Below are 18,219 nucleotides of genomic sequence, written 5' to 3' on the forward strand. Positions count from 1 at the left end.
CATGACCATCCCGCTGCTGTCGCTGCGCGGCATCTCCAAAAGCTACGGCCAGACCCATGCCAACCAGCATATCGATCTGGACGTAGTCCCCGGCTCGATCCATGCCATCCTTGGAGAGAACGGCGCCGGCAAATCGACCCTGATGAAGTTGATCTACGGCGTCGAACAACCGGACGACGGGACTGTTGCCTGGCATGGACAGCCCCTCAGCCTTGCCTCCCCCGCGGAGGCGAGGCGCACCGGCATCGGGATGGTCTTTCAGCATTTCTCGCTCTTCGAGAATCTCACGGTTGTCGAAAACATCCGCCTGATCGTGTCAGGCCGAACGGTCGAACTTGCGAAGCGCATCCGCACATTGGGGGATGAATTCGGACTTGAAGTCGATCCGCTGGCCCACGTGCATGAGTTGTCGGTCGGCGAGCGGCAACGGGTGGAAATCATCCGATGCTTGTTGACCGATCCGAAACTGCTGATCCTCGACGAGCCGACGTCTGTCCTACCGCCGCAAGCCGTCGAGAAGCTGTTCGACACGCTGCGCCGACTTCGCGACGGCGGCGTGTCGGTCCTCTTCATCTCGCACAAGCTGGAGGAGATCCAGTCCCTGTGCGACCGTGCCACTATCCTGCGCGGCGGGCGCGTGACCGGACATGTGGATCCGCGCGAGCACGACGCCCATGATCTCGCCCGCATGATGATCGGCCGCGATATGCCGGAGCCGATGGCCGCATTGCCGATGGCCGAGGGCGAAAAGCGCCTGGAAATCATTGGCCTCGACTACCGGCCAGGCGATCCTTTCGCAGTGCCGCTCTCCGCTGTCAGCCTGAGCGTGCGCAGCGGCGAGATTCTCGGCATTGCCGGTATTTCCGGCAATGGACAAAAGGAACTTGCCGCGCTGATTTCGGGGGAAACGACCCTGCCGCGGGACAAGCGCGACCAGATCTTCATGATGGGACGGGATGTGGGTAGCCTCGACGCCGCCAGCCGTCGAAAACTGGGCTTTGCCTTCGTCCCGGAAGACCGGCTCGGTCACGGCGCAGTTCCCGAGATGTCGCTAATGCTCAACAGCCTGCTGACAGCTCATCCCTTGAGGCTCGTGAGACATGGTCTCCTCAACAGCGCCAGGGCCACCGCCTTCACAAACGAGTGCATCCGGGGTTATGACGTGCGCACGCCAGGCCCGGATGCGGAAGCCGGCTCACTTTCCGGCGGAAACCTGCAGAAGTTCATCGTCGGACGCGAAATCATGCTGGCGCCGAAACTGCTCTTTCTTGCACAGCCAACCTGGGGCGTCGACGTCGGCGCGGCCTCTGCCATTCGTAAGCGGCTGATCGAGCTGCGCAATCAAGGCATGGCTATTCTCGTCATATCCGAAGAGCTCGAGGAATTGTTCGAGCTCAGCGACTTCATCCAGGTCCTGTATCATGGCACGCTGAGCCCGCCGCTCGTCACACGCGATACAAAACCGGAAGAGATCGGTCGATACATGATCGGCCCACAGCCCCAACGGGAAAAGCTATCCGCATGAGCAGTTCCTTCTCTGCCGCCCTGCCCTCCTTCGTTCGCCGGGAACGGGCCTCGTTCACCGCGAAGTTGCTTGCGCCGCCGATCGCCCTCATCGTCACTATCGCTCTTAATTTGGGCCTCTATGTCGCCATGGGTCGCGAGCCGGCAGCGGTGATCTATGCCATGTTGATCGAGCCATTTTTCTCCTGGGCATCATTCTCCGAAGTGTTGCTGAAAACCGGCCCACTGCTTCTCATCGCACAGGGTCTGGCGATCGGCTTTCGGGCGAAGGTCTTCAACATTGGTGCCGAGGGTCAATTCATTCTCGGCGCAATCTTCGCCTCCGCCGTACCCATCTGGATGCCGCAGGCAACGGGCCAATGGATCTGGCCGGCAATGCTGCTGCTCGGCACCATCGGGGGTGCGGTATGGGCCTCCCTCACCGCCTTCTGGCGCGTCAGGCTCAATGCCAACGAAATTCTCGTCTCTCTGATGCTAAGCTTCGTCGCCGCACAATTGCTCAATTACCTGCTTCTCGGGCCATGGAAAGATCCGAACGGTTTCAATTTTCCTCAGTCGGTCATGTTCCAGTACGATGCCATGGTTCCGATCCTGTTCGAGGGGACGCGCGTCAATGTCTCGCTTCTCCTCGCGGTCGGCCTATCGATCGCGGCATGGATCTTCATGCAGAAAAGCTTCGCCGGATACAAATTGCAGGTTGGCGGACTGGCTCCCCGGGCGGCGAGTTATGCCGGCTTCAAGGAAAGTTGGGCAATTTGGCTCTCGCTGATCATCGGCGGTGCGGCGGCCGGTCTTGCGGGCGCTGCCGAAGTTGCCGGCCCCCTTGGTCAGTTGCAGCGCTCCATCTCGACGGGGTATGGCTACGCGGCCATCATCGTTGCCTATCTTGGCGGCCTCAATCCGATCGGCATCGTTATTTCCTCGATCGTCATGGCCGCGCTCTACATTGGCGGCGACAATGCCATGGTTTCCGCCAATCTACCCATCGCAGCCGTCCGCGTCTTCCAGGGCAGCCTGCTCCTCATCTATCTCGTCGCCGTGGCTTTCGTGCGCTATCGCATCGTATGGCGCCCCGTGTCCGCCCGGAGCGCATCATGAGCGCTGTCGAGTTCATTCTCGCGGGCATGCTGGCGGCCGCAACCCCGTTTCTGCTGGCGGCTTTAGGTGAGCTTGTCGTCGAGCGCGCCGGCGTCCTCAATCTCGGCGTCGAGGGTTTGATGGCGCTCGGTGCCGTCATCGCGTTCATTGTCGTTTATCACGGGGGCGGTCATTTTCTGGCTTTCCTCGCGGCCGGTCTCGGAAGCGCTCTCCTCTCGATGATTTTTGCCGGTATCATTCTGGGGTTTAACGCAAACCAGGTCGCGGCCGGTCTTGCGCTCGGGATTCTCGGTCAGGGCCTCTCGGCACTGTTTGGCAAAAGCTATGAAAGCCTGACCGTCACCACGCTGCCGAAGATCGCGATCCCCGGGCTTTCGGAGATCCCCGTCGTCGGCGGGCTCTTCAATCAGGATATCGTCGTGTGGATCTCCCTTGTCTTGACCTTAGGCATCTGGGCGCTGTTTGCCTACGGCAAGATTGGCCTGGTCCTGCGCGCTGTCGGTGAAAATCCGAAAGCCGCCCATGCTATCGGCTATCCCATCGTCGCGATCCGTTTCGCCGCAGTTGCGTTCGGCGGCATGATGGCAGGCTTTGCCGGTGCCTACGCCGCGACGATCTACACACCGCTCTGGGCGGACGGCATGATCGCCGGTCGTGGCTGGATTGCCATTGCTCTTGTTGTCTTTGGCACCTGGCTGACATCAAGGATTTTCTTAGGCGCCTGCCTGTTTGGCGCGGTATCGCTGATGGGTCTTGCCGCCCAGGCAAGCGGGCTTGCCGTTCCCTCACAACTGCTGGCATGCCTGCCCTATCTCGTGACGATCATCGTCCTCGGCATCATCTCGGCAGATCGCCGCCTACTGAAGCTCAACGGCGTCGCCTCACTCGGCGAGCCGTTCGAGCGGTGACGATATTTGCGCCGAGGGTTACAGGACTCGGTGTTTGCATAAGCCATGACGTTCGCCTCGCAGCGCTCTGAAGGGCGTCGTCGTCGATGCCATCGCAAAAGTCTTCGAGACTCGCCGGAATTTCCTACATGGATAGACAGGCTTAAAAAGTGCAAATCTATAACCTTGGTCGTTTGCTTCGGACGCTCCCCTGGCGCGGCAAGGACAGAACGACGGCAAGCTACCGCCGTGCGGTCCATCCACTTGTGTAGGCCGAGTGCTCCCCCTCCGGTCGACGGAGTCCATTTGGTTCGGGCAATGTCACTATTGGCTAGGCAATGAAGCCGATTCCAATTCACGGAATTCCGCTGTCTCTCGCAGAAGCCATTCTCGAAATGCTTTGACAGGCTTGGGAGGCTCCAGCCCTTCCGGTGACACAAGATAGTAATTGCTTCTGCTTCGCACCCGATGATGTGAGGCAACAATGAGTTGCCCGCTGTCCAATTCAGGTTTGATGAGAAAAAGAGGCATCAAGGCTACGCCGAGACCCGCGATGCAAGCTTGAGCAACACCGAGAAATTGCTCGAAACCCATATTTGCTAGCGGCTTGCCTTCAATTCCCAGGCTCGAAAACCAGTCTTCCCAAGCAAGGGGTCTCGAGCGCATTTGGAGAAGCGGTAAGCGTAGAAGATCCTGCTCCGAGGCAATTGCACTGTCTTTCAAAAACGCAGGGCTGCAAACCGGTGCGACGATCTCTTCCATAAGAAACGTACACTCGCCGTTCGGCCAGTCATCGCCGCCGATGTGGATCGCCGCGTCAATGCCTTCGCTTGCGAAATCAAAGACTCCGATACGCGTTGCAAAATTGAGTGTCACTTCGGGATGCTCAGAAACGAAATTTGGAATGCGAGGTAGAAGCCACCGCGTTCCGAACGTCGGTAGAATGGCAAGGTTCAGCGTTGCCGATGGCGAGCCCGTTATAGCGTGCAACGAGGCGGTTCGGATCAACGCAAGAGCCTCTTGAATCGATTTGTGGTAGACGACGCCTTGAGGCGTCAACGCCACGCCGCGCCCGCCGCGTATGAAGAGCGTCGTGTTAAGCCGCTCCTCGAGTGTCAGAATCTGGCGGCTTATCGCCGCCTGAGTCAACGTCAGCTCAACGGCGGCGGCGGAAAAGCTTCCGAGGCGGACGACGGAATCGAATGCCGCCAGAGCGGTTGTCGAGGGCAGCAGACGACGTTGTAGCGGATCCATCAGCTATAACTATACCTCATACCTCGATGAGTAAACATCGTTTCTCACTGCGCAAATTTGCTGACATTCTAGAGGAAGTCCAAATGTGAGATACGACGATGACGTTCGCCTGGAACGACCCTTTTCTTCTTGATGAACAGCTTGCGGAAGACGAGCGGATGATCCGCGACACAGCAGCGGCTTTCGCCAAAATAGAATTGCTGCCTCGCATTCAGGAGGCCTATCTTGATGAAGTTACGGATCCAGAGCTGTTTCGCCTCATGGGTCGAGCCGGGCTTCTTGGAATAACATTGCCAGAGGAATACGGCGCCGCGAATGCGAGTTATGTGGCATACGGCCTCGTTGCCCGTGAGGTCGAACGCATCGATTCCGGATACCGCTCTATGATGAGCGTGCAGTCCTCACTGGTCATATATCCAATCTTTGCCTACGGCTCGAGCGATCAGAAAAAGAAATACCTTCCGGGCCTTGTTTCCGGCGACTTGATTGGCTGCTTCGGCCTGACGGAGCCGGATGCGGGATCGGACCCGGGCAGCATGAAGACTCGTGCGGAAAAGATCGAAGGCGGCTATCGTCTTCGCGGTGCGAAAATGTGGATTTCCAATTCGCCAATCGCCGATGTTTTCGTCGTGTGGGCGAAATCCGAAGCCCATAACAATGAGATCCGCGGCTTCGTGCTCGAAAAAGGCATGAAGGGCCTTTCGGCTCCGAAGATCGGCGGCAAACTGAGCCTGCGTGCCTCGATCACCGGCGAGATCGTCATGGACGGCGTCGAGGTCACCGAGGACGCACTGCTTCCGAATGTCTCAGGCCTCAAAGGCCCCTTCGGGTGCCTTAATCGAGCGCGATATGGCATCTCATGGGGCGTCATGGGTGCGGCGGAGGACTGCTGGATTCGCACCGTGCAATACGGCCTTGATCGCAAGCAGTTTGGCAAGCCGCTTGCAGGTATGCAGCTCTATCAGAAGAAGCTCGCCGATATGCAAACGGAGATCGCACTCGGGCTTCAGGCATCGCTGCGTGTCGGACGGCTCCTCGACGATCATAAGATGGCGCCGGAAATGATTTCCATCGTCAAGCGTAACAATTGCGGCAAGGCCCTCGATATCGCTCGGCAAGCCCGCGACATGCACGGCGGCAACGGCATTCAGATCGAGTATCATGTCATGCGTCATGCGCAGAACCTTGAGACCGTCAATACGTACGAGGGGACACATGATGTCCATGCTCTCATCCTCGGCCGCGCTCAGACCGGCATTCAAGCCTTCTTCTGATCCCCATCATCGAGGACATATAATGTCGCAAGCACCCCTCGCCGGACTGAAGGTTGTGGAACTTGCTCGCATCCTGGCAGGTCCGTGGATCGGCCAAACGCTGGCAGAACTGGGGGCCGATGTCATCAAAATCGAAAGTCCGGACGGTGACGACACCCGTCATTGGGGTCCGCCGTACATCGACGAAGGCGAAGGCAAGCGCTCGGCCGCCTATTTTCACGCGTGCAATCGCGGCAAAAGATCGATGATCGCAGATTTCAACTCAAGCGATGACATGAGAGCCGTCCGGGCGCTGATCGCCTCCGCTGATATAGTCATTGAGAACTTCAAGGTCGGGGGGGTGAAGAAGTTCGCCCTCGACTACCAGAGCCTCCAACCGACACATCCGCGCTTGATCTATTGCTCCGTGACCGGCTTCGGCCAAACTGGCCCATATGCGCACCGGCCAGGCTATGACTTCATGATCCAAGGCATGAGCGGCATCATGGATTTGACGGGAGAGCCCGATGGGTCGCCGCAAAAAGTGGGTGTCGCGTTCGCCGATATCTTCACAGGCCTTTACGGCGTCATTGCTATTCAAGCCGCTCTGAGAGCACGCGAAAACAGCGGTTGCGGCCAGCACATCGACATGGCGCTTTTCGACTGCATGGCTGCGGTGTTGGCCAACCAAAGCATGAATTTCCTGGCTTCGGGAGTTACGCCGAAGCGCATGGGCAATGCCCATCCGAATATTGCGCCGTATCAGACCTTTCCCGTTGCTGATGGCTATATCATCGTCGCCTGCGGAAACGACGGCCAATTTTCCCGTTTGTGTCAGGTGTTGGCCATGCCTGAGCTGCCTGTCAGCGAGGCGTTCGCGACAAACGCTCAACGTGTCCAGAACCGGCTTGTTCTTGAACAAACGTTGGCCGCGAAGACGGCTTTGTGGACCCGAGACAGTCTTTTAGAAGCACTCGAAAAAGCCACCGTGCCGGCGGGGCCGATCAATACGGTTGGCGACTTGTTTGCCGACGAGCAGTTCCATCATCGCCAAATGCTCGTCGAACTCGATGGTGTGCCGGGCTTGCGGACGCCGATCAGATTTTCGGGGGCCTCGTTCAACCCGTCCCGCCGCTCGCCCCGGTTGGGTGAGCACACTGCAGAGATCCTGGCCGAAATCGGTCTTGGCGATCATGTTGAAGGAAGGTTTCCATGAAGATTCTCGTCCCGGTGAAGCGGGTGGTTGATTACAACGTGAAGATCCGTGTGAAGGCGGATGGCACGGGTGTCGAGCTTGCGAATGTGAAGATGTCGATGAACCCGTTCGACGAGATCTCGGTCGAGGAAGCGCTGCGCCTGAAGGAAGCCGGCAAGGCCGAAGAGGTGGTGGTGGTATCGATCGGCCCGGCCAAGGCCGAGGAGACGCTGCGGACGGCGCTCGCCATGGGGGCGGATCGTGCCATCCTGGTCGAGACCGACGATCAAGTCGAGCCGCTGGCAGTGGCGAAGATCCTGAAAGGGGTCGCCGATGCCGAACAGCCAGGCCTGATCATCGTCGGCAAGCAGGCGATCGATGATGACTCGAACCAGACCGGCCAGATGCTGGCGGCCCTCTTGGGCTCGGCGCAGGCGACGTTTGCCTCGAAGATCGAGATCGGGGACGGCAAGGCGACTGTCACCCGCGAAGTCGATGGCGGCCTGCAGACGATCGAGGTCAAGCTGCCGGCGGTGGTCACCACGGACCTGCGCCTCAACGAGCCGCGTTATGCCTCGCTGCCGAACATCATGAAGGCAAAGAAGAAGCCACTCGACAAGAAGGCACCTGCCGACTTCGGCGTCTCCACCGAGCCGCGTCTGAAGGTGCTGAAGACCGAGGAACCGTCGGGCCGCAAGGCGGGCGTCAAGGTCAAGTCGGTGGCCGAGCTGGTCGAAAAACTCAAGACCGAAGCCGGCGTGCTCTGAGGCCGTTCATGCTCCCGAAAAGTGGGTACCGGTTTTCGGTCAAGAGCATGGACTCAGCAAATGTAAAGGATAAGACCCATGGCCATTCTTCTTCTGGCTGATCATGACAGCAACCACCTTTCCGACCAGACCGCCAAGGCGCTCACGGCGGCGACACAGATCGGCGGCGAAGTCCATGTGCTTGTCGCCGGCAAGGACGCGAGGCCGGCTGCCGAGCAGGCAGCCAAGCTTGCCGGCGTCTCCAAGGTGCTGCTGGCCGAAAGTGACGCGCTTGCCAACAATCTCGCCGAACCGCTTGCCGATCTGATCGTGTCGCTGGCGGCGAGTTATCACACCATCGTTGCGGCGGCCACTTCCGTCGGCAAGAACGTCATGCCGCGGGTTGCCGCCCTGCTCGATGTCGCCCAGGTCTCTGAGATCATCGAGGTTCTTTCGCCCTATATGTTCAAGCGACCGATCTATGCCGGCAATGCCATCCAGACGGTGCAGTCGACTGATGCCAAGAGGGTGATCACCATTCGTACCTCTTCTTTCGCCGCCTCAGGCGAAGAGGGATCGGCCGTTATTGTGAAAAGCGACTCGGTTACGGCCGATCCCAATCTTTCCAGCTTCGTTGCCGATGCGCTGTCGACCTCGGATCGTCCGGAACTCACCTCCGCGAAGATCATCATCTCCGGTGGCCGCGCCCTCGGTTCGGCGGAAAAGTTTAAGGAAGTCATTCTTCCGGTTGCCGACAAGCTCGGTGCGGCCGTCGGCGCATCCCGCGCTGCCGTCGATGCCGGCTATGCCCCGAACGACTGGCAGGTCGGCCAGACCGGCAAGGTGGTGGCACCGCAGCTTTATATCGCCTGCGGCATTTCCGGGGCCATCCAGCATCTCGCCGGCATGAAGGACTCGAAGGTCATCGTCGCCATCAACAAGGACGAAGAGGCCCCGATCTTCCAGATCGCCGACTACGGCCTCGTCGCCGATCTCTTCGAAATCCTACCACAGTTTGAGCAAGCAATATCATGAACGATCAAGGTCCAATTCCAATCCGGTCGGTCGGCATCATCGGCGCCGGACAGATGGGGCTCGGCATTGCCCAAGTCTCCCTCCAAGCTGGGCTTAGCGTACGGCTTTACGATGTCTCGAACGAGCGCGTCTGCGAGGGTATAGAGAAAGTTCGCCATTCGCTGAGTCGAAAGGTTGGTGAAGATCGGCGTCTGGAGGGAACGTTCAGCGGTTCGGACTCCATCGGTGACTTGGGCAACTGTGATCTCGTGGTAGAGGCAGCGACAGAAAACGAGAATATTAAGAAAAATATTTTTGAAGGGCTATGTCCGATCCTGAAGCCCGAGGCGATCCTCACCACCAATACCTCATCTCTTTCGATCACTCGTCTTGCAAAATCGACGGACCGGCCAGACCGTTTCATGGGCATTCACTTTATGAACCCGGTTCCGGTGATGAAGCTCGTTGAGCTGGTAAGAGGAATGGCCACGTCGCAACAAACATACGAGGCGGCCAAAAGCTTCGCCGCTCAGCTCGGCAAACAGGTGACGACCTCAGAAGATTCCCCCGCGTTTATTGTGAATCGAATAATCTTGCCGATGATCAACGAGGCCATTTTTGCGCTTTACGAGGGTGTCGGAAGCATTGAAGCCATTGATACAGGGGTAAGACTTGGCGCTAACCACCCCATGGGACCGTTGCAATTGGCCGATTTCATAGGTCTCGATACGTGCCTTGCGATCATGCGAGTGCTGCACGAAGGTTTGGCAGACCCGAAGTACCGGCCTTGTCCTCTCCTCGTGAGATATGTTGAAGCCGGCTGGCTTGGACGTAAGGCAGGTCGGGGATTTTATGACTATCGTGGTAAATAGATTGTTCGGACAGATCAGGTCGATCCTGTCAATTGACCCTTAAAGTTTGCATAACACATAAAGGATCGTGCGTTCCGCAATTTATGCTAACGTTAGCATAAAACTAATAATCGCAGCGTCGAGCTACCGATGCGGCGACGCTGGGCGCATCAGGCCATCGCGTCGGAGTGCAGGCAGAAGCGCCGCATCACCGCAAATACTGCCGCGCCCCGAAACAGTGGGTTTCAGGCCCCGATTGATCACCAATTTTCCTTGACTCAGATAAAAGGTTTGCGCTAACGTTCGCACAAACAGGAGGATCTTTCATGACGCGCACCGTGTTGCTGACCGACTACGCATGGCCGGATGACAATGTGGAACGGGAGGTCATTGAGCGAGCCGGATTTACCCTCGTGAGCGGACCCGCAAAACCATCCTCGGCCGCCGAAATTGATGCGTTGGCGGTCCAGCATCTGCCGGATGCCATTTTGACCTGCTGGGCCCAGGTCAGCGAGACCGCGATCGCGGCATCTCCAAATCTCAAGATTGTTGCTCGTCTGGGCGTTGGACTGGATAACATCGCTGTCGACGCGGCCTCGGAGCGCGGCATTTGGGTGACGAACGTTCCGGACTATTGTGTCGCGGAGGTTTCGGATCACGCGGTCGGCTTTGCCATCGCTTGGGCCCGTGGCCTGATCCATTTCGATCGTGAGGTTCGTAGCGGTCATTGGGACCCCGCCTCCGCCAACCTTCGTCGACTGTCAGAACTAACCTGCGGCATCGTGGGATTTGGCCGGATTGGCCGAGCAACCGCAGCGAAGATGCAAGCGCTAGGCTGCAAAGTATTGGCGCACGATCCCTTTGCATCCAACCTCCCTGATAATGTCGAGCTGGTCGATTTTGAAGCCCTTCTTGGCAACAGCGACATCGTCGTGGTTCATGCGCCGCTTTCCGCATCGACCCACCACCTGATCGATCGGGACGCAGTTTCGAAAATGCGTCGAGGCAGCTTGTTGATCAACGTCAGCCGAGGCGGGGTTGTCGACACTGCGGCCGTGATCCATGGACTGGAATCCGGCATCCTGAGCGGCGTCGGCCTTGACGTTTTGGAAGATGAACCGCGCGTTCCGCAAGAATTGATCAATCACCCTGGGGCGATGATCACCCCGCACGTCGCTTTTTCTTCCGACGCATCGCTCATCGAGTTACGCCGCCGCGCCGCGGAGGAAGTCGACAGGGTTCTCTCTGGAGAAATGCCTGAACAGCCCCGCAACACGCCCCGCCGCTAGATCGCACAGGACACTCAATTCATGTCTGTATCTGAGATGACCATTTTCGATGTGTTTTTACAGAAGAGCGGGCTAAAAGAACCTTCAGAGGAAGCAATATACAAGCCTCTGACGGGCGGCGTCTCTTCTGATATCTATCGAGTTGAGCTGCCCGGGCGGGCCCTCTGCGTAAAACGGGCCCTTCCCAAGCTAAAAGTCGCTACCGACTGGCAAGCCCCGGTATCGAGAAATGAGTACGAATGGAACTGGATCTCCTTCGTAGCCAAACATTTCCCATCCGCTGTTCCCAAGCCGCTCGCCCATGACCCATCGTCGGGCGTGTTTGCGATGGAATTTCTCCCTGGCGACGAATATCCACTATGGAAAGCAGAGCTTCTTCAGGGGCGCGTTGATCTGAAGGCCGCGGAAATTATCGGTCGACGGATCGGGCAGATTCATTCGGTGAGTGCGCGTATGCCCGGGCTACCCGAACAGTTCGATTCAACTCGCAACTTTTACGCCCTGCGGCTTGAGCCTTATCTGGTCGCTACCGCGGCCAAACACCCATTCATCTCCGATCGTCTATCAGAATTGGTCGACCGTACCGCTAATACAAGGCACGCACTCGTTCATGGGGATGTAAGCCCCAAAAACATTCTCTTGGGCAAGATCGGCCCCGTCTTCCTGGATGCAGAATGCGCGTGGTTCGGCGATCCGGCCTTCGATTTGGCTTTCTGCCTGAATCACTTACTGTTGAAGAAGCTCATTGTAGAGAATGCAGCACCTGAGCTTGCGGCGTCCTTCGAGGCGCTGACTTCTGCGTACCTCAATGAGGTAGATTGGGAAGATCGGGAAGCTGTCGAAGCCCGGACATCGAGCCTTTTACCTGCCCTCTTTCTCGCTCGTGTCGATGGTAAATCGCCGGTCGAATACGTGACAGAGGAAAGCCAACGAATGCTCGTGCGCAAAGTCGCCGTCCCGTTGATCGCTTCGCCGCGCAGGAAACTGGCTGAAATCGCGCAAGCTTGGTTTTCCTAACGCCAGATAATGCACTATCTGGCTGGCGCAGCTTGCGTCAACGCGACGAACGCCTGCCATCGTGACAGCGAAATTTTCTTCCAAGATTTGTTGGATTTCGGACCTGCATCGCGGCGGAAGCGGTCAGTTCTGTAACTGGCTGTTAAAGAAAAGCCATCGCCCCTTTTTGGGAGCGATGGCAGGCGGGGAACGAATATTTGCTTGATGTGCGGGCGCCTCTGCTTACATGAACCGAGCGACCCATACCTCGAACGCATCGAGAAAACTTTCGATGAACTTCTGAGTTCCTTCGTTTAAGAATTCGCCGCTATCCCCCACCAGCTTGTCTGCGGTGCTAAGATAAACTTCCGGCTGCGGCAGCGTAGGAACGTTGATGTTGGTGAGAATTACGCGGAGTTGAAGCGCCGCTGCCGCACCTCCTATGAGACCTGGGGAAGCCCCGGTCACGGCACCGGGCTTGTGATCCCACACACTCTTCCCGAACGGCCGAGAACCGACTTCGATCGCATTCTTCAATGCCGCTGGTACGGATCGATTGTACTCGGGCGTTACGAAGATTGCGCCATCGCAAGCCTTGATGCGTTCGCGGAAGGACGTCCACTCCACCGGCGGCGTCTCCGTCTCCAAGTCTTGATTGTAGAGCGGAAGATCGCCGATCGGTACGATCTCCAGGTTCAGCCCGCCGGGCGCCACTTTCTGCATTGCACGGGCGAACTTCAGGTTGATCGAAGCCTGACGAAGGCTTCCAACCAAGACCGCGATATCTTTCTTGGACATGTTCTCTCTTTTCGCGTGAGGGAGGCGTCGGTGATAGCCGGCGCCGGTGATTGTTATTGATAAGCGGCGGGGACCGGAGGAACGACCACGTAGTTGCTGAAGCCGCCATCGCGTTCGCCGATGCCGGAGATGGCTTCGTTCACCCGCTCGAGCGGATAGATCTTGTGCTCGAGATACGAGAGGTCGAGCGCACCGGTGCGGACCATGTCGGCCATTTCCTGCCCCTGGGCAGCGCTGAACCAGTTGGAGCCGATGAGCTGAACCTGCTCGTCCATCAGCCACTTCACGTCGACGGGAACATCTTCCGCGACGCCGCCAACGACAACCACACGGCCGCCTCGGCGAACCCCGCGCATGGAGTCGACCACGGTCGCGGCGGGGGCTCTCGCACCCAGCGCACTGATAACGAAGTCCACTCCCTCGCCGCCAGTTTGAGCCTTTGCCCATTCTCCAGTCGAGCCTTCGCCGAGCATGATTGTGTCGATGCGGTCGGGAGCGATGGCCTTTATGCGGTCCATCAATTCTTTGTTTCTGCCGGTGCCCAGAATTTTGGAGAGGCCCATTGCAAGACCGAGCTTGGTGGCCGCGACGCCGAGTGTACCGGTAATCCCATCGATGAGGCAAACCTGGCCGGGTCCGGCCTGTGCGTTCTTCAGGGCGCCATATGATGTACCGAGGTAGCCGAAGCGACCGGCCTGTTCGAAGCTGAGATTATCCGGCAGGCATACGAGGGAATATTCCGGGGCAGTCATGTACTGGCTGAAGCCGCCGTACGGATAAAGATCAAAAATTCTTTGGCCATCGCGGCTGGTGCTGAAGTACCCATTCAAGGTGTAGTAGCGGCATTGGCTGCGATTGCCTGACCGGCACGCCTTGCAAGAACCGCAGGATCTGAGGGGGCTGACATAGACACGATCGCCAATTTTGACATTGGTGACCGCCTCGCCGACTTCGGCGACGACCCCGGCTGGATCCAGGCCAAACACTGCCGGAAACTTCGGTAGTGGCTGGTGGGGAAACCAGGTTGGCCAATTATTGATGACGTTGGCCATGTTGGGCACGATACCGCAAGCCCTGACCTGCACCAGGACGTCGTTGGGCCGGGGCGTGGGAACCGGAATCTCATCCAGCGACATCGGCTGATGCAGAGCATGCAGCCGAGCGGCGATCATAGTTTTAACCATTAACTCCTCCATAGGGACATCGGTCGGACCATGCCCGACCGAATGCATTTTTTCAGTTTCAGACAGGTGGGCGGGAGTGCCGGGCGGCATTCGTCAGGGGGTCAGGAACTCCTTCCCAGCCGGTCGGAAGTCCGCAGGCCAGACAGTCACCCAATCCTTTCCTTGAATTTGCTTGAGCTTCGTCGATGGCTTTCCGGCATTGAACTTGCCGTCGAAAGTCCTTGGCCCGACGACCGTCTTGACGGTATTCGAGCGCAACCACGCAGCCATCGCGGCGTCGTCCAACTTCCCTGCACCTTCTGCTGCCGCTGCAAGGATTTGCCACGCAGCATATTCCACGGCGGCCTGATACTCGGTGCGCGGATACGGGAAACCCGCCGCCTTCGCCTTGCTGTCATATGCGCTTACGAAATCCTGAGCGCCGTCATACTTGAGGAACGGCTCGTGCTCTTCAAACCAGGTCAGCGAGGTCAAGCCATTCGCTTTAGGGTGAGCTGCTGTCGGGCCGGGTGCCGGGAACAGGTAGAACTGGTTCTTTGGCTGGTAATCGATCCGGCTCATTGCATCGAGAAGCTGCACGGCCTCCATTCCGATCGCACCGGACCACAGCAGGTCCGGATCAGCCGCCTTGATGCGGTTGGCGATTGCGCCGAAGTCCTTCGTGCCGAACTCGTATTCAAGATCCAGCACGTTCTTGATGCCACGCTTCTCAGCGACTTGCTGGCCGCCCTTGGCAATCGTCAGAGCCGACGGAAATTTGCTGGTGACAAACGCGATCGTCTTGGGAGGGGTCGGCAGGCTCGCATAGGCATCGAGAACGACCTCGGTGTCCGTCAGTTGCGGTTCGGCCCCGATCGGAAGAGACGGGAACTGCAGCGGATACGGTGCGAGACTCGGGTCGCCAAGGCTGCTCTGAACAAGCATCTTCTTGAATCGAGCGGCAACGCCCATTGCTGCGATAATCGAGGACGTGCCATAGGGGCCCATCAGGAGGTCGACCTTGTCGGCCGTCACAAGGCGCTCATAGAGCGTTCGAGCATTGGCGGGAACCGATTGGTCGTCGAGAAGGACAAACTCCACCTTTCGTCCCAGAATACCGCCTTTGGCGTTGGTCTGTTCAACGAAAACCTCTGCCGCGAGTTTATGGATTGCGCCTACGCCCGCAAGCGGACCCGTCAACGGCAGCGTTCCGCCAACGCGGATCGGCCCCTCTTGGGCAAAAGCCCTCGGCATCGCGCTGAAGGCAGCCACGGCGGCGGCAGACCCGAGAAATGCTCGTCTGTTCAGTATAGTGGAATTCGCACTCATCTTTTCCTCCCAAGTGCCTCCAGCATGTCATCGCGCTCATGACTTTCGTCAGCGCGTCAGTTTCCTGCCGCTGGTGGCAGGTTCACCTCTTCGCCAGCTCTCCTGCGTAGCGTTCCAGCGTCATGGGGTTCGGCATTTTCTCGGGGTGCTCTAACGGTACTCCCGTAAATTCGCTGGCCTCGAAGAACCACTTCGAGACGGCCGGCATCCCCCAATGCACATTGGTGCTAAGGGACGCCGCGTCCCAACGAATGGGCTCCAATTCCGCGTCTATCGTGGTGTAGTGATTGTTGAAGAACTCCACCCGATGTCCATCGGGATCGCGCAGATAGACGAACAGGACTCCCGAAGGACCATGGCGCCCGGGCCCGCGCTCAACGCTGTCTCCATATCCATAACGGCTGGCAAAGTCGCACACGGCGAAGATGTCGCTGCTTTCCGGAACCGTATAAGCAAAATGATGCAGTTGCGGGCCGATGCCAGGCACCAACGCCAGGTCGAGGCAGACACCTTTGCGATACAGGAAGTTCGCAATGAGAGTGTCGCCTGCCGCAATATATTCCGAAGTCCGGAAGCCGAGTTCGCCGTAGAATGCACTTAGACCCAGCGGATCGGCAACCATGACCTGGCAATGGTCGAGGCCCTGGGCTCGCGCGCCACGATGCTCATGCACCTCGAGAAATTTGCGGGGATGGACGCTCATGCTGGAGCAAAGCTCGATGCGGGCGCCCGACGGATCGCTGACAAGCAGGGTCCGTCCTTGATTTCGAACTTCGACCCATTCCGTCGGAAGCCCCTTCTCTTCAAAAAAGACCTTGGCCTTGTCGAGATCCTCCTCCAGGAACACCCGGTAACCGATCCGCCTGCACGCCGGCTTCCCGCCGGTAGGTGCCAGGACAAGACTGTGATGGCAGGCCTCGGACAATCCGCGAAGGTAGGAAACACCGTCCGCGAATTCTGTTTCGACCAGGCCGCCGACATTGACATAGAAATCTCGGCTGCGCTCCACATCATTGACCTCAAGCACGACATGGCTGAAGCGCGTGATGTTGAAGGGAGGTTTCAAATTAACAGCCGGAAGCATCTCATCCTCATTCATTTTGCTAACGTTAGCATAAAAGGGCCGGATCTTTTGTCAACGCCTGTTTTTGAGCGAGACCCGCAGCCGGCCCATCGAAATTCTAACCTACAGCGGCAGCCGCGGCTGGCTTTTCAGCCAAGTCCAGCGCCGACCATCCGGCGAACGAAGCCTCTTTTCCGAGGGCCTCCTCGATCCGGAGAACCTCGTTCCACTTGGCCATCCGTTCGGAACGGGAGAACGATCCGACCTTGAGCTGCTTGGCATCCCAGCCGACCGACAGATGGGCGATCGTCACATCTTCCGTCTCACCGGATCTGGCCGAAACGATCGTCCGAAAACCCGCCTTCTTGGCAACGGAGAGCGCATCGAACGTCTCTGTGATCGTGCCCGCCTGGTTCGGCTTGATCAGAACCGCATTGGCGCTTTTATCCTTGATCGCTTCGGTTACCCGCGCAGCGTTCGTCACGAAGAGGTCGTCGCCGATGATCTGGCATCTGGAGCCGTAGCGCGCGGTAAATTCCTTGAACCCATCCGGATCGTCCTCGGCGAGCGGATCCTCGATGGAGACGATTGGATAGGCCTTCAACCAGCCACCAAGCATATCGATCATCTCGGCCGTATCGAGCTGCCGATCTTCCAGTGCCAGCGAATACTTGCCGCCGCGACCGAATTCGGAGGCCGCTATGTCCAGTGATATCGCAACTTGGCCGCCTGGCTTCAGACCGGCAGCCTCGATCGAACGCACCAAGGCATCAAGAGCCTCTTCATTGCTGGTAAAGGCAGGCCAGTAGCCTCCCTCGTCCGCCACGCCCTGGAGCTTGCCGGTACGTTTCATGATGTCGCCTGCCGCGCGGTAGACTTCAGCAGTCCACTCCAAAGCCTCCGAGAAAGTCGAGGCAGCAGGGCACATGATCATGAAATCCTGGACGTCTACCCGGCGCGCTGCATGCGCTCCGCCTCCGAAAATCTGGATTTCCGGGAGTGGCATGGTAATTCCCGTGTCGGAGCCCGCGAGATACCGCCAGATCGGTTGATCGGCCGCTGCCGCTGCCGCGTGAAGCAGCGCCATCGACGTTGCTACCGACGCATTTCCACCCAATCTGCTCCGGTTTGGGGTGCCATCCAGCTCGATGATTGCACGGTCCAGTTCGGCTTGATCTTTGGCATCTCGGCCAACCAGCAACCTGGCGATTTCACCGTTGACGGCTGCCAAGGCCTTATTGATGCCCAAGCCAGCAAGGGCGCTGCCGCCGTCACGAAGGTCTAGAGCTTCGCCGGTGCCGGTCGATGCGCCGGCAGGTGCGATGGCCCTGCCGATCGCGCCGGACGCCAGCTCGATCTCTACCTCAACGGTGGGCCTGCCACGGGAATCCCAGACGCGACGGCCCTGCACTTTTCTGATTTCGGTGTTGGTCATGTTCAGTTGTCCACAAAGTCAGATTGAGATTTTGGATCATTGAGGCTCACAGGCCGTCATCGTAATCCGTTGTTTCGGGGGTTCTTGCGCCAACCAGCACCACGGCGATGCTTGCCGGTTTGTCGCTTTTATTTCGCCAGGCGTGACGCGTTCCGTTCTGCACGAAGGTGTCGAACTGACCCAAGCGGGTCTCATTGCCATCGTCGAGTTCCATCCAGATTTCTCCGTCGAGAACGATGCCATAATCGACGGTGGGAGTTTGATGTTTGCCATCCGGCTGGAATCGTTCGGCCAAACCTGGGCTGACCGCCAGATTCCCGCCCT

At 58.3% G+C, this 18,219-nt stretch carries 17 protein-coding genes; 10 read left to right on the forward strand and 7 right to left on the reverse strand.

Features of this window, described 5'->3' with window-relative positions; genetic code table 11:
* The first annotated feature begins 1 nt into the window (after position 1).
* The 3 genes from QA648_RS30280 to QA648_RS30290 are packed head-to-tail and all read left to right on the forward strand — an operon-like array spanning position 2 to position 3,530.
* Positions 2 to 1,525: an ABC transporter ATP-binding protein gene (locus QA648_RS30280; protein ID WP_283052624.1), complete on the forward strand. Its 1,524-nt coding sequence runs from the start codon at positions 2 to 4 to the stop codon at positions 1,523 to 1,525.
* Positions 1,522 to 2,622 carry an ABC transporter permease gene (locus QA648_RS30285; RefSeq protein WP_283052626.1) on the forward strand — a complete coding sequence of 367 codons (1,101 nt, stop codon included), beginning with the start codon at positions 1,522 to 1,524 and terminating at the stop codon, positions 2,620 to 2,622. The genes QA648_RS30280 and QA648_RS30285 overlap by 4 nt, the downstream gene beginning before the upstream one ends.
* A complete protein-coding gene (locus QA648_RS30290; RefSeq protein ID WP_104827659.1) occupies positions 2,619 to 3,530 on the forward strand; it encodes an ABC transporter permease in 912 nt (303 codons plus the stop codon). The genes QA648_RS30285 and QA648_RS30290 overlap by 4 nt, the downstream gene beginning before the upstream one ends.
* Before the next feature lie 303 nt (positions 3,531 to 3,833).
* On the opposite strand, the gene QA648_RS30295 is transcribed toward QA648_RS30290, so the two are convergent.
* Positions 3,834 to 4,763, reverse strand: coding sequence for a LysR family transcriptional regulator (locus QA648_RS30295; RefSeq protein ID WP_283052629.1), 930 nt, complete (start codon positions 4,761 to 4,763; stop codon positions 3,834 to 3,836).
* A 98-nt stretch (positions 4,764 to 4,861) separates the two neighbouring features.
* On the opposite strand from QA648_RS30295, the gene QA648_RS30300 reads away from it, so the two are divergent.
* From QA648_RS30300 to QA648_RS30330, 7 genes are all read left to right on the forward strand, one after another.
* The gene (locus tag QA648_RS30300) at positions 4,862 to 6,037 is read left to right on the forward strand and encodes an acyl-CoA dehydrogenase (protein WP_104827661.1); all 1,176 of its coding nucleotides are present in this window, start codon (positions 4,862 to 4,864) and stop codon (positions 6,035 to 6,037) included.
* 22 nt (positions 6,038 to 6,059) lie between these two features.
* Positions 6,060 to 7,232, forward strand: a complete 1,173-nt coding sequence (locus tag QA648_RS30305) for a CaiB/BaiF CoA-transferase family protein (protein ID WP_283052631.1) — start codon at positions 6,060 to 6,062, stop codon at positions 7,230 to 7,232.
* Entirely contained in the window at positions 7,229 to 7,978 is a 750-nt protein-coding gene (locus QA648_RS30310; protein ID WP_283052633.1) for an electron transfer flavoprotein subunit beta/FixA family protein, read from the forward strand. Before QA648_RS30305 ends, QA648_RS30310 begins: the two co-directional genes overlap by 4 nt.
* 78 nt (positions 7,979 to 8,056) lie before the next feature.
* The gene (locus tag QA648_RS30315) at positions 8,057 to 8,992 is read left to right on the forward strand and encodes an electron transfer flavoprotein subunit alpha/FixB family protein (RefSeq protein ID WP_283052635.1); all 936 of its coding nucleotides are present in this window, start codon (positions 8,057 to 8,059) and stop codon (positions 8,990 to 8,992) included.
* Complete coding sequence (locus tag QA648_RS30320) at positions 8,989 to 9,843, forward strand: 3-hydroxybutyryl-CoA dehydrogenase (protein ID WP_283052637.1); 855 nt, start codon at positions 8,989 to 8,991, stop codon at positions 9,841 to 9,843. The genes QA648_RS30315 and QA648_RS30320 overlap by 4 nt, the downstream gene beginning before the upstream one ends.
* Positions 9,844 to 10,148: 305 nt before the next feature.
* Positions 10,149 to 11,111 carry a C-terminal binding protein gene (locus tag QA648_RS30325; protein ID WP_283052638.1) on the forward strand — a complete coding sequence of 321 codons (963 nt, stop codon included), beginning with the start codon at positions 10,149 to 10,151 and terminating at the stop codon, positions 11,109 to 11,111.
* Positions 11,112 to 11,132: 21 nt separating this feature from the next.
* Complete coding sequence (locus QA648_RS30330) at positions 11,133 to 12,128, forward strand: aminoglycoside phosphotransferase family protein (RefSeq protein WP_283052639.1); 996 nt, start codon at positions 11,133 to 11,135, stop codon at positions 12,126 to 12,128.
* 222 nt (positions 12,129 to 12,350) lie between these two features.
* Here the strand turns inward: QA648_RS30330 and QA648_RS30335 are convergent, their stop codons facing one another.
* The 6 genes from QA648_RS30335 to QA648_RS30360 form a co-directional block, all read right to left on the reverse strand.
* Positions 12,351 to 12,905 carry an NAD(P)H-dependent oxidoreductase gene (locus QA648_RS30335; RefSeq protein WP_283052640.1) on the reverse strand — a complete coding sequence of 185 codons (555 nt, stop codon included), beginning with the start codon at positions 12,903 to 12,905 and terminating at the stop codon, positions 12,351 to 12,353.
* A gap of 53 nt (positions 12,906 to 12,958) precedes the next feature.
* Entirely contained in the window at positions 12,959 to 14,089 is a 1,131-nt protein-coding gene (locus tag QA648_RS30340) for an alcohol dehydrogenase catalytic domain-containing protein (protein ID WP_283052642.1), read from the reverse strand.
* 93 nt (positions 14,090 to 14,182) lie between these two features.
* Entirely contained in the window at positions 14,183 to 15,397 is a 1,215-nt protein-coding gene (locus tag QA648_RS30345) for an amino acid ABC transporter substrate-binding protein (protein ID WP_199773633.1), read from the reverse strand.
* A gap of 82 nt (positions 15,398 to 15,479) precedes the next feature.
* Positions 15,480 to 16,481, reverse strand: coding sequence for a VOC family protein (locus QA648_RS30350; RefSeq protein WP_283054313.1), 1,002 nt, complete (start codon positions 16,479 to 16,481; stop codon positions 15,480 to 15,482).
* Positions 16,482 to 16,578: 97 nt separating this feature from the next.
* Positions 16,579 to 17,895 (reverse strand): phosphopyruvate hydratase, encoded by a 1,317-nt coding sequence (gene eno, locus QA648_RS30355; protein ID WP_283052644.1) that lies wholly within the window; start codon positions 17,893 to 17,895, stop codon positions 16,579 to 16,581.
* A 46-nt stretch (positions 17,896 to 17,941) separates the two neighbouring features.
* Positions 17,942 to 18,190: a cupin domain-containing protein gene (locus QA648_RS30360; protein WP_283052646.1), complete on the reverse strand. Its 249-nt coding sequence runs from the start codon at positions 18,188 to 18,190 to the stop codon at positions 17,942 to 17,944.
* Between the last annotated feature and the right edge of the window lie 29 nt (positions 18,191 to 18,219).

The organism is Rhizobium sp. CB3171, from assembly GCF_029714265.1.
Classification (GTDB): Bacteria; Pseudomonadota; Alphaproteobacteria; order Rhizobiales; family Rhizobiaceae; genus Rhizobium.